This is a genomic window from Porphyrobacter sp. HT-58-2 (assembly GCF_002952215.1).
GTDB lineage: Bacteria > Pseudomonadota > Alphaproteobacteria > Sphingomonadales > Sphingomonadaceae > Erythrobacter.
On the sequence record NZ_CP022600.1, the window covers coordinates 1,501,027 to 1,512,632 of the forward strand.

The 11,606-nt window shown below is 66.1% G+C and carries 10 protein-coding genes, 1 tRNA gene, 1 pseudogene and 1 riboswitch; of the genes and pseudogenes, 11 read left to right on the plus strand and 1 reads right to left on the minus strand.

The window, feature by feature from the left end:
- Positions 1 to 14: 14 nt before the first annotated feature.
- From CHX26_RS07080 to CHX26_RS07130, 11 genes and pseudogenes are all read left to right on the plus strand, one after another.
- Entirely contained in the window at positions 15 to 1,493 is a 1,479-nt protein-coding gene (locus CHX26_RS07080; protein WP_104941766.1) for an SPOR domain-containing protein, read from the plus strand.
- Between the two features lie 159 nt (positions 1,494 to 1,652).
- Positions 1,653 to 2,159, plus strand: coding sequence for a YbjN domain-containing protein (locus CHX26_RS07085; RefSeq protein ID WP_233997320.1), 507 nt, complete (start codon positions 1,653 to 1,655; stop codon positions 2,157 to 2,159).
- A gap of 132 nt (positions 2,160 to 2,291) precedes the next feature.
- On the plus strand, positions 2,292 to 3,086 hold the full coding sequence (locus CHX26_RS07090; protein WP_104941767.1) for a pyrroline-5-carboxylate reductase family protein: 795 nt from the start codon (positions 2,292 to 2,294) through the stop codon (positions 3,084 to 3,086).
- Between the two features lie 142 nt (positions 3,087 to 3,228).
- Positions 3,229 to 3,975, plus strand: coding sequence for a Bax inhibitor-1/YccA family protein (locus tag CHX26_RS07095; RefSeq protein ID WP_104941768.1), 747 nt, complete (start codon positions 3,229 to 3,231; stop codon positions 3,973 to 3,975).
- Positions 3,976 to 4,159: 184 nt separating this feature from the next.
- Positions 4,160 to 5,083: a hypothetical protein gene (locus tag CHX26_RS07105; protein ID WP_233997321.1), complete on the plus strand. Its 924-nt coding sequence runs from the start codon at positions 4,160 to 4,162 to the stop codon at positions 5,081 to 5,083.
- A 100-nt stretch (positions 5,084 to 5,183) separates the two neighbouring features.
- Positions 5,184 to 5,259 (plus strand) — tRNA-Ala (locus tag CHX26_RS07110).
- Between the two features lie 154 nt (positions 5,260 to 5,413).
- Positions 5,414 to 5,614, plus strand: a riboswitch (cobalamin riboswitch).
- A gap of 115 nt (positions 5,615 to 5,729) precedes the next feature.
- Positions 5,730 to 7,310 (plus strand): TonB-dependent receptor plug domain-containing protein, encoded by a 1,581-nt coding sequence (locus CHX26_RS07115; RefSeq protein WP_250645324.1) that lies wholly within the window; start codon positions 5,730 to 5,732, stop codon positions 7,308 to 7,310.
- Entirely contained in the window at positions 7,307 to 7,699 is a 393-nt protein-coding gene (locus tag CHX26_RS16125; protein WP_250645325.1) for a TonB-dependent receptor domain-containing protein, read from the plus strand. The genes CHX26_RS07115 and CHX26_RS16125 overlap by 4 nt, the downstream gene beginning before the upstream one ends.
- A 130-nt stretch (positions 7,700 to 7,829) precedes the next feature.
- Positions 7,830 to 8,905: pseudogene (gene obgE / locus CHX26_RS07120) on the plus strand (GTPase ObgE).
- 55 nt (positions 8,906 to 8,960) lie between these two features.
- Positions 8,961 to 10,094, plus strand: coding sequence for a glutamate 5-kinase (gene proB / locus CHX26_RS07125; RefSeq protein ID WP_104941770.1), 1,134 nt, complete (start codon positions 8,961 to 8,963; stop codon positions 10,092 to 10,094).
- Complete coding sequence (locus CHX26_RS07130) at positions 10,091 to 11,008, plus strand: NAD-dependent epimerase/dehydratase family protein (RefSeq protein ID WP_104941771.1); 918 nt, start codon at positions 10,091 to 10,093, stop codon at positions 11,006 to 11,008. Before proB ends, CHX26_RS07130 begins: the two co-directional genes overlap by 4 nt.
- Here the strand turns inward: CHX26_RS07130 and CHX26_RS07135 are convergent.
- Entirely contained in the window at positions 11,005 to 11,586 is a 582-nt protein-coding gene (locus tag CHX26_RS07135; protein WP_335682324.1) for a DUF998 domain-containing protein, read from the minus strand. The two genes, CHX26_RS07130 and CHX26_RS07135, sit on opposite strands and share 4 nt — an antisense overlap.
- Positions 11,587 to 11,606 lie beyond the last annotated feature (20 nt).

The following is an 11,606-nucleotide window of genomic DNA, read 5'->3' on the forward strand; positions in this document are numbered from 1 at the left end:
CTAGAGCAGGAGCGATGGTGTCGCCTCTCCCCGTTTCCCGTCTGCTTGCCCTTGCTGCCACATCGGCCCTTTTGCCACTGGCCAGCCCTGCCGCAGCGCAGGACCTTGTGGCACGCGAAGTCGTGCAGCCGCTGCCTTCGCCTGAAGTGCAGCGCCTCAACCGGGCGCTGGTGGCGCTTGCCAAGACCCCGCGTGACCGTGATGCGCTGATCGAAGCCGGGCAGGCGGCGCTTGGTGTCGGCGATCTGGAAGCGGCGATCGGCTTTTTCGGCCGGGCGGCAGAGGTCGACCCCGGCCATCCGCGCGTCGCGCTGGGGCTGGGTTCAGTCTATCTGCGGGCGGGCCGCGCGGGTGAGGCGCTGGTGCAGTTCGAACGTGCGCTGGCGGGCGGCATCCCCGAACAGGAAGCCCTGACCGACAAGGCGCTGACGCTCGATCTGGTCGGCGATCAAGCGGCAGCGCAAGACACCTATGCCCGCGCCCTGGCGCTCGACCCTGCCAATGACGAAGCCCGTCGCCGGCTTGCGGTGTCCCACGCCATTTCAGGCAACCGGGTGCGGTTCGAGGAGGCGCTTCGTCCGCTGCTGGACAAGCGTGACATGGCAGCGCAGCGCGCAAGGGCTTTCGGTCTGGCGATCATGGGCGACAGCGGCCGGGCCACGGCGATTGTCGAGCAGGTGATGCCGCGCGATCTGGCGACCCGGCTGGTACCCTATCTTGGCTACATGCCGCGCCTGACCAAGCCGCAGCAGGCTGCCGCAGCCAATCTCGGCATCTTTCCGCGCGCGGCGGATATCGGCCGGGACGATCCGCGATTGGCCCGGTTTGCGGCCGAGGAACGCGGCGAAGGTCGGCTTGCACCCAGCGGCCCGCCGCTTGACGCGCGCACCGCGCCCCCGCCGACGCTCGCTGAACTGGCGCCGCCGCGCGCTGCCCCGGCGTCTGTTCCGCCGTCTGTTCCGGTGCCCGCCCAACAACCTGCGCCCGCCCCGGTGTCGGCTCCTCCTCCGGTTCCTGCGCCCGCTCTGGCGCCCGCTCCCGCACCCGCACCCGCACCCGCACCCGCCCCGCCAGTGCGTGTGGCCGATGCATTCGCCGATCTTGGCAGCGCGCCGCTGCCCGATGCCCGGGTGGCGGGCGATGCGGTCGACATTTCGCGAATCGCGGTGAAACGCGAAGCGCCGCCCGAAAAGCCCAAGCCCAAGGAGCCGCCCAAGCCCGTCCACCCGAGCCGCGTCTGGGTGCAGGTGGCGACCGGCAAGAACCTCAAGGCGCTGGGGTTCGACTGGCGGCGGATCAGCCGGGAAGGGGGCAAGCCGCTTGCCGGATTGCAGCCGCACACCACCCGATGGGGCGAGGCCAACCGGCTGTTGGCAGGCCCGGTGGACAGCCGCGACAAGGCCCAGGCCCTGGTGCGCGAGCTGAAGGCAAAGGGACTCGACTCCTTCCTTTATGTTAGTCCTGAAGGTGAGGAAATTCAGCCTCTTAAATAGAAATTAGCAGGTGTCCCCTGCTTTCTTTGCACAGGCTTTGCACAGGCCTTTCCGGTTCTCCCCAGCAGCCCTGATGCCGATGATTGCCAAGCCATGGTGGTTGCGTCCATTCGTGCCAGCGATGGTTCACCAGACCCGCCCCCACGCGAAAGCCCGGCCATGAGAGCGCACAACATGGACTATTCCGCCGAGGACGATGCCGCCCCCGTCGAAATGCTCGCCAGCCTGTTCGCGGCGCGCGGATGGCCTTGCGAACTCGTCTCGGAAGACGAGATGACCGGCGAAGTGCAGGGCAGCTGGGCCAATTACCAGCTGCGCGCGATCTGGCGGGCTGAGGATGGGGTGCTCCAGTTCCTGTGCCTGCCTGACATCCGCGTCACCGAGGACAAGCGTGCCGCCGCCTATGAGCTGCTGTGCCTGGTCAATGAACAGATGTGGCTCGGACATTTCGATATCTGGTCGAACGGCGACGTGCTGCTCTACCGCCACGGCGCGCTGCTGGGCGATGATGGGCGCCTGAGCCTCGACATGGCGCAATCGCTGGTGGAGATTGCGATCGACGAGTGCGACCGCTTTTACCCCGCGTTCCAGTTCGTGCTGTGGGGTGACAAGAGCCCGCGCGCCGCGCTGGAGGCCGCCATGGTTGACGCGGCCGGCGAGGCCTGAAAGGCTATAGGCCAATCTTCGCATCCGGGCTGATGCTGTCGCGGCCCTGCTTTCTTGCGCCTTTGCCGGGCTGAGGCAAAGGGCGCCCGCACTCCCTCGGCAGGTTCGGGGTGGGGCCAACAGGATATTATCATGGTCAACAACCTACTTATCATCGGCTGCGGCAACATGGGCGGGGCGATGCTGGCGGGCTGGCTGGCGGCGGGCGAGGAACCGGCGCGTTTCTCGGTGCTCGATCCCGCCTTGCCCGAGGCTCCGGCAGGCGTTGCGCTCTATCGCGAGGCGAGTGCGGTGCCGGGCGAACATGACGCGGTGATGCTGGGCTTCAAGCCGCAGCAACTGGCGATGCTGGGGCCGGGCCTGCAAGGCGTGACCGAAGGGCGAACTGTGTCTTCGCTGCTCGCCGGGATCACGCTGGCGCAGCTGGCCGAGGCCTTTCCGCAAGGCGCGGCGCATATCCGGGTGATGCCCAACCTTGCCGCCCGCATCAACAAGTCGCCGGTGATCCTGTGCCAGAACGGGCTGGACGAGGCAGGCCGCGCCGCCGCCTTCGCGCTGTTCGATCGGCTGGGGAGCGCAGTGTGGCTGGAGGACGAGGCGAATTTCGATCTTGTCACGGCGCTCGCCGGATCAGGGCCGGGCTTTGTCTATCGCTTTATCGACGCGCTGGGGGCGGCAGCGATCGACCTCGGGCTCGACGAGGCCACCGCCGCGCGGCTCGCGCTTGCGACGGTCGAGGGTGCCGCGGCACTGGCGGCGGCTTCGGATGTGTCCCCCGCTGCCCTTGCCGATCGGGTTGCCAGTCCGGGCGGCATGACCCGCGAGGGGCTGAACGTGCTCGACAAGGATGATGCCCTGCGCCGCCTGCTCGCTGCGACCCTGGCCGCCACGCGCGACAAGGGGGCTGCGTTGTCGCGAGGCGATTAAGATTAACGGCTGTTAATCTGAACGAATTGCGCCGATTGCATGCCGGTTTCGCTTGAAAAGCGCGGACGAAACCCCGATATTCGCACCCATTGGAGAGCGCGGGATTTTCCGCTGCTCGCATACAAGGATCAAAGGTTTCGCAATGGCTGACTGGAATGACCCCTCGCGCAATGCGCAGCGGCTTGGCTCCGTGCCTCGCGCCGGAGGCGATGTCGCCGGCCGCGTGAGCTATGACGAGGGCCTGCGCAAGCACATGCTCTCGATCTACAACTACATGACCTCGGGCATCCTGCTGACCGGGATCGTCGCGCTGCTGGCCTTCACCAGCGGTGTTGCCGAAACGATCTTCACCGGCGGTATCCTGCGCTGGATCGTGGCGCTTTCGCCGATGGCCGTGGTCTTCGCCATGAGCTTCGGCGCGAACCGGTTCAGCACCGGAACCCTCCAGCTGCTGTTCTGGGGCTTTGCCGTCCTGATGGGCCTGTCGCTTTCGTCGGTGTTCCTGATCTACACCGGCGCGTCGATCGCGACGACGTTCTTCGCCACTGCGGCGGCCTTTGCCGGCCTTTCGCTGTGGGGTTACACCACCAAGAAGAACCTGTCCGGCATGGGCAGCTTCCTGATCATGGGGGTGATCGGCCTGCTGGTGGCCATGGTGATCAACCTGTTCCTGCAGAGCCCTGCGTTCCACTACGCGATCAGCTTCATCGGCGTACTGATCTTCGCTGGCCTGACCGCCTATGACACGCAGCGCCTGAAGGAAGAATATGCCTACCTGCGCGGCACGGAATTTGCGGGCAAGGCGGTGATCCTCGGGGCGCTGTCGCTGTACCTCGACTTCATCAACATGTTCACCTTCCTGCTGCAGTTCCTGGGCAACCGGGAATAACGCCGGGCCAACCGGCCTTACGCAGATGTTGAAATGTCGGATGCCCGGAGCCTTACGCAGGCTCCGGGCATTTGCTTTGTAAGGCAGGGCAGCTATCGCGGTGCTTCAGGCTGGAGCAAGCAGCGGGCAGCCATGCTGGCCCTTGCGGCCAGCCCCGGCCGCAGCAGGAGAGAGTTACCCCCATATGAGCGCGGCCCCGCAGAAGTTCTCGACTACCCGTTCCCCCCGCCTATCCGGCACACGCGGTTCGCTTGGTCTGGCGATCACCACGCTGGCGGTAGGCAGTGCCATTCTGGCCGCCTGTGCGCCGCCGCCTCCGCCGCCGCCGCCCCCTCCGCCCCCTCCGCCGCCGCCGGTGGTCGAGGCCGTGCCCTATCGTCCGCTTCCACCCGGCGGTGCGCATTACGTCATGGACATGCCCGCGCGCGGGCCAGATGGGCAGCGCATCACCGTCAATTCGAACCTTTCCGACGATCAGCTGGTGTGGAACCTGCGTTCGGCCTGGAACGTCGCCGCGCTCAACTGCCTTGCGCCCGAATATCAGCCGATCCTCGATGGTTACCGGGCGTTCCTGACGAAGAACACGCGTTCGCTCAAGGCGGTCAACGACCGGATCGAAAAGAGCTATACCAGCCGCTTCCGCGTCCGCCGCGATGCTATCGTGGCGCGCGATGGCTACACCACGCAGGTCTACAACTTCTTTGCGGAGCCTGCCGCGCGTGCCGGGTTCTGCCGCGCGGCGCTCGACATGGCGAACAATGCGCTCGCTGCTCCGCCGAGCGATCCGCTCGCCTTCGCGCGCGCCAGCTTCGGCGGGCTGCTGGCGCCCTTCGAGCAGTTCTTTGACGAATACGAGGCCTATCAGATCGCCTCGGCGGAATGGGATGCCAAATGGGGCGCGCAATATGGCCCCTCGCAGCCCGGCTGGGTCGCGGTGCAGCAGGCACGAGCAGGCTTTGCGGTTGGCAGTGCGCCGGGTGTGATGCAGACCGTGCTCGATCCGGAGACCGGTCTTCCGGTGCCGGTCATCCCGGTCACGGAAGGGGTGGTCTCGCAGCCTGTGGTCGAGCCGATTGCGGCAGGCAGTGGCAGCGGATCAAGCGAATAGCGCGCCGCCTGACAGTCGCAAAATCGCCGTTGCAAGGGTCCGCGCTTCGGGCTAATGCGCGCGCTCGTCTGGCCCTGAGTGGCAGGCGGAAAGCTGGAACGGGGCCGTAGCTCAGATGGGAGAGCGCGTCGTTCGCAATGACGAGGTCAGGGGTTCGATCCCCCTCGGCTCCACCAGGCTTTTTTGTTTTCGCCCTCAAGCGCCGGGCGGCGGACGTCCGTCCGCCTTGGCTTCGCCGCATAAGCGGCGGCGGCCGGTCGGCCTTGCGGCGCTATGCGCCGTTACAGCCCTATCAATCTTGCTTTGCTGGACGCCCCTTGTCGTCAAGTTCGCCTGACGCTACACCTCGCTTCGCGCCAAGGTAACGGGAATGCGGTTCGATTCCGCAGCTGTCCCTGCAACTGTAAGCGGTGAGTGTGAGATGCGCGCCCGATCACTCGGGCAGCCACTGGGGCCGCAAGGCCTTGGGAAGGTGAGCACCCCATGCGGCGATCCGTGAGCCAGGAGACCGACCGGGGCGTGTCGCTCTTTGCCGGGCTCAGGGATTGGCCAGGCGCGGAAACAGACTTTCGTTGTGAGCGACATCGCTGGGCCGGGGGAGGGGAACCTCTCGCGGCCACCATGTTGCTGATGACGGGAGGAATCCGTGAAAAATTTTGCATTGTTGGGCAGCGTCGCTGGGGCGGCGCTGGTTGGAGCTGCGCCGGTGTGGGCGCAGGAGGACGGCAAGACGCAGGGCCAATGCTATGTGACGGGTGGCAGCGACGAGCCGGGGAGCGAGGCGTGGACCTGCTATCCCGGCAAGGACATCCTTGTGGCGGCCAGCCGAGATGCGGCTTTCCTGCGCGAAGATTACACCGGCTCAGCGCTTGTGATCACGCCTGAGCAGCTCGAAAACCGCCAGACCCGCGACATTGCCGATATCCTGCGCGATGTCCCCGGTGTCGCGGTGGCGGGCGTGGCGGGTCAGACCCAGATCCGCCTGCGCGGCAGCGAGGCCAACCACGTCCTCGTGCTGGTCGACGGGATCGAAGTCTCCGATCCCTTCGCGGGCGAGTTCGACGTGGGCACCTTGCAGGCCGAACCCGGCGCGCGGGTCGAGGTGCTGCGCGGCCAGCAATCGGCGCTCTATGGCCCCGACGCGATCGGCGGCGTGATCGCCTATGAAAGCGCCAGCGGGCGCGGGCGGCCGGGTTTTGCGGCGCGGCTGGAAGGCGGCACTGACAACACCATCAACGGCGCGCTGCGCTATGGCGCTTTCGGTGACAGCTGGGACGCGGCGCTCTCTGCCGTCGTGGTCAGCACCGATGGCCAGCCCAATGCGCGCGGCGGCACGCGCGACATTGGCCGCGACAGCTACACGCTGGCGGGCAAGGGCAGCGTCGAACTGGCCGACGCGCTCACCCTGCGCGCCGCCGCCCGCTTCATCCGCACCGAGGGCCAGACCAACGACAGCAATTTCGACACCGCCAGCCCCACCTTCGGCTTCATCATCGACAGCCCCGGCGTGACCTTCACCAACGAGGCAATCTATGCGCTGGTGGGCGCAAAGCTCGACACGCTGGACGGACGCTGGACGCATGACCTTTCGGCCCAGATCGCCAATGTGAACCGCGAGACTGACAGCCCCTTCGGTATCACCTCGGCAAGCGAAGGGGATCGTTTCAAGGCGTCCTATGTCACCGCCTTCAAGCTGGCGGATGAACACAACCTCACTGTCGCTGCTGATTACGAAGTCGAAGGCTTCCGCAACACCACGCCGGGCGGCTTTGCCTTCAACGGGCGGCGCGAGATCGAGCAGGTGGGGCTGGTGGGCGAATATCGCTATAGCGGCGAGGCGTTCGACCTGTCGGCGGCGCTGCGCCACGATTTCAACGACCTGTTCCGCGATGCCACCACCTTCCGCGTCGGTGCAGGCTATCGCGTCACCGACACCACCCGGCTCCGGGCGGCGGCGGGATCGGGCGTGAAGAACCCCGGCTTCTTTGAACTCTACGGCTTTGTCGACGGCCGCTTCATCGGCAATGCCGCGCTGCGCCCGGAAAAGTCGACCGGGTGGGAAGTGGGCCTTGACCAGCAGTTGGGCGACAGCGCCAGCGTGGCAGTGACCTATTTCGACAGCGAGCTGGAGGGTGAGATCTTCACCACCTTCCCCCGCCGACCTTCATCGCCACCCCGTCCAATCGCACCACGACCAGCCAGCAGCGCGGGATCGAAGTGTCATTGAACGCCCGCTTCGGCCCGCAATGGAGCTTCGATGCGGCCTACAGCTACCTCGATGCGGAAGAGAACGGCATCGAGGAAGTCCGCCGCCCGGAACACATCGCCAGCGCGGCGTTGACCTGGACCGCGCCGGGCGATGCCGCCTCGGCCACGCTGGTGGTGCGCCACAATGGCGCGACGGGCGATGTCGCCTTCACCGATCCGAGCTTCGTGCCGGTGCGGGTGCAACTGGACGATTACACCCTCGTCAACCTCAACGCCCGGGTGAAGCTGACCGACCAACTGAACGCCTTTGCCCGCGTCGAGAACCTGCTGGATGAACGCTACGAGCAGGTGTTCAGCTTTGTCTCGCCCGGCCGCAGCGCGGTGGTGGGCGTAGAGGCGCGGTTCTAGGAGAAACCCGTTCTCCTCGAGCGAAGTCGAGAGGCCGCCCCGACAAGGTGTCTCGACTTCGCTCGACACGAACGGTCGGGCTTTCGCCATTATCCTCGCATTCGCAGCAATTATTCCCTATGCGCGCGCCATGCATTTCCTTGACCAAGCCAAGATCTATGTGAAGTCCGGCGGAGGCGGCCCCGGTGCCGTCTCTTTCCGGCGTGAGAAATATGTCGAATATGGCGGCCCCGATGGCGGCGATGGCGGGCGCGGCGGGGACATCGTGTTCGAAGCCGTCGCGGGCCTCAACACCCTGATCGACTTCCGCTATTCCCAGCACTTCAAGGCCCGCGCGGCGGCCACGGGATGGGCAAGGACCGCACCGGCGCTTCGGCCAAGCCGCTCGTCATCAAGGTGCCGGTCGGCACTCAGGTGCTTTCCGAGGACAAGGAAGAAGTGCTCGCCGATTTCACCGAAGTCGGCCAGCGCGTCGTTTTCCTTGAAGGCGGAATGGGCGGACGCGGGAACGCCAGCTACAAGACCTCGACCAACCGCGCGCCGCGCCAGCATCAGCCGGGCATTCCGGGCGAGGAAATGTGGGTGTGGCTGCGGCTGAAGCTGCTGGCGGATGTGGGTCTGGTCGGCCTGCCCAATGCTGGCAAATCGACCTTCATCAACGCGGTCAGCAATGCACAGGCGAAGGTCGGCGACTATGCCTTCACAACGCTCGTGCCGAAGCTGGGCGTCGTGCGCCACAAGGGCCGCGAATTCGTGCTCGCCGACATTCCCGGCCTGATCGAGGGCGCGGCAGACGGCGTCGGGATCGGCGACCGCTTCCTTGGCCATATCGAGCGCTGCCGGGTGCTGATCCACCTGATCGACATCACCGGCACCGAAGACGCCGACCCCGCCGAAGCCATGCGCATCGTCGAGGAGGAACTGGCGGCTTACGGTGACAAGGAACACACGCGGCTGGATGAAAAGCCCCGGCTGGTGGTGCTCAACAAGCTCGATCTGGCTGACGCCGAACTGGTTGAGGCCTATCGCGAGGAACTGCTTGCGGCGGGCGCGGACAAGGTCTTTGCCGTCTCCGGCGCAACCGGGGCGGGCATTCCGGAACTGATGGACGCCGTGCTCGGTTATCTTCCTGACCGCACCGCGACGGAAACCAAGGCGGTCGAAGTCGAAGATGACGACGATACGCCAGAATGGTCGCCGCTCTGATCCTTCGCCCGCCGAATGCCGCAGCAATGACAGGCCAAAGCCACCGGGACATCCCATGACCATCGAGACCCTGCTCGACTTCCGCGATACCGAAAAATGCCCGCGCCTGGTGATCAAGCTCGGCTCGGCGCTGCTGGTGCATCCCGATGGCGAATTGCGATATGAATGGTTGCGCAGTGTCGCGGCCGAAGTCGCCAGTGCGCGGCAGTTGGGCCAGGAAGTCATCATCGTATGTTCGGGCGCGGTCGCGACAGGCGCGGCCAAGCTGGGGCTGCCGGGGGGAGGGCGTGAAACCCTTGCCCATGCGCAGGCCGCAGCCTCGGTCGGGCAGGTGTTCCTGATTGCGACCTGGGCGCAGTTGCTGGCCGAACATGGGCTGGTTGCGGGGCAGATGTTGCTGACGCTCGATGATCTGGAAGGCCGGCGGCGCTATCTCAATGCCTCGGAAACCTTGCGCGAGCTGCTGGCGCGCGGGGTGGTGCCGATCATCAACGAGAACGACAGCATCGCCACGTCCGAAATCCGCTTCGGCGACAATGACCGGCTGGCGGCGCGGGTGGCGCAGGCGGCGGCGGCGGATGGCGTGCTGCTGCTGACCGATGTCGAGGGGCTGTATGACCGCGATCCCTCGCATCCCGAAGCCGAAATTCTGCCCGAAGTGCGCGGCGTGACTGACGAGATCCACGAGATGGCGAGCGACAAGTCGTCATCGGGCAAGGGGTCGGGCGGCATGACGTCGAAGCTGCTGGCCGCCGAAATCGCCGAGCGGGCGGGGATTGCGCTGGCGATCATCAAGGGCACTGATGATCTGCCGATCTCCTGCGCGATGGCGACTGGGCTCGGCACGCTGTTCCTGCCCACGCGTGATGACAATGCGTGGAAGAGCTGGATCGGCGGGCGCCTGCGCTTCAACGGCTCGATCCGTGTGGACGAGGGCTGCGTGGCGGCGCTCCATCGCGGCAAGAGCATTCTGGCGGCGGGCATCACCGGGGTCTTTGGCGAGTTCGAGCGCGGCGACGTGATCAAGGTCGAAGGCCCGGACGGCAGGACTATCGCCAAGGGCATGGTCGAATATGACTGGGACGAGTGCGATGCGATCAAGGGGTTGCGCAGCGAGGAAGTGGCCGAGCGGCTGGGCCATCTGCCGCGCTCCTGCGTGATCCACCGCGATCATCTGGTGCTGCTGTGACCATTCTGGCCATCACTGGCGCGACCGGCTTTGTCGGCAGCGCGGTGCTGGCCGAGGCATTGGCGCAGGGCCATCAGGTGCGCGCGCTTGCGCGGCGCGACCAGACGGAGCGCGCCGGGGTCGAGTGGGTACGCGGCGATCTGGACGACGAGAGCGCGCTCGCTGCGCTGGTCACAGGGGCGGATGCGGTCATTCATGTGGCGGGCCTCACCAACACGCCTGATCCGGCGGAGTTCACCGCTGCAAACGTCACCGGCACCGCCAATGTCATCGCCGCTATGAAGGGGGCAAGGGTGCGGCGGCTGGTGTTCGTATCCTCCCTTGCCGCGCGCGAGCCGAAGCTGTCGGCCTATGGCGCCTCCAAGGCCCAGGCCGAGGCGGTGGTGGAGGCATCAGGCCTCGACTGGACGACAGTGCGTCCGCCCGGCGTCTACGGCCCGCGCGATGTCGACTATCTCGACATGTTCCGCACCGCGAAATGGGGCTTCGTGCCGCTGCCGCCGGGCGGGGCGAGTTCGATCATCCATGCCGATGATCTGGCGCGGCTTCTTGTCGGGCTTGCGGGAAGCAATGCCGCACCGACGAAGAAGAAAGTATTCGAACCGGATGACGGGCGCGAGGGCGGGTGGAGCCACAAGGAACTCGCGCAGGCGATCGGCCGGGCGATGGGCAAGCGGAGCGTGTTCGCCCCGCATCTGCCGCGCTTCGTCCTCGATCTGGCGGCAGCCGGAGACCGGCTGGCGCGCGGTGACCGTGCCAAGCTCACCCCCGACCGGGTCGGCTACATGGCGCACCCCAACTGGGTCTCGCGCTCGCATTGCCGCGTGCCGCCGGGCATCTGGCAACCGCGCATTGCAAGCGAGGAAGGCCTGAAGGCCACCGCCGAGTGGTACAAGCGCGAGGGGTGGCTTTAGCGCCGGTAGAATTCACGCAGGATAAACGCGCAGCTGTACAGGAACATGAGCCTTTGCAGCAGGCCTTGCCCTGCGGGCCACTGGTTCATGGCCAGTGGAATGACGACCGCGATTGCCAGTCCGATCCATGCGACAAGATCGCCGCGCGATCCGCCTTTGGCGAACAGGCTTGCCGCACATGCGCCTGCGAAAGCCGTTCCGACGATCGCCGATGCCAGTGAGTGGAGTTTGTCCTCAAGCAGGTCAGCGGCCATGCCGGCGGTTATCGGCGCGTGAGACCAAATCGCTGCCGCAACCATCCCTGCGCCAAATATGGCCAGAGCTTGGCGCACAAGCCGACGGCGTTCATTTTCTGCCAAGGCCGCGACAAGGGTTCCAACGCCAAACCCGGCAAAGCCAGCGCGCATGATCCAGGCCCCCGGCATTGCCTGCCCTGCCTGTTGCGATGTGGTGTGGCGGAGCCAATCGTACGCTGGCGGAGCAAATGCCGGGCCGATGATCATGGCACTCACAAGCAACACAATACCGATAGTGGCCGCCGATTGCGCCAGCTGTGCCTGTCTCCTGCTCCGATGCACAAACCCGCCTCGATTTTCGC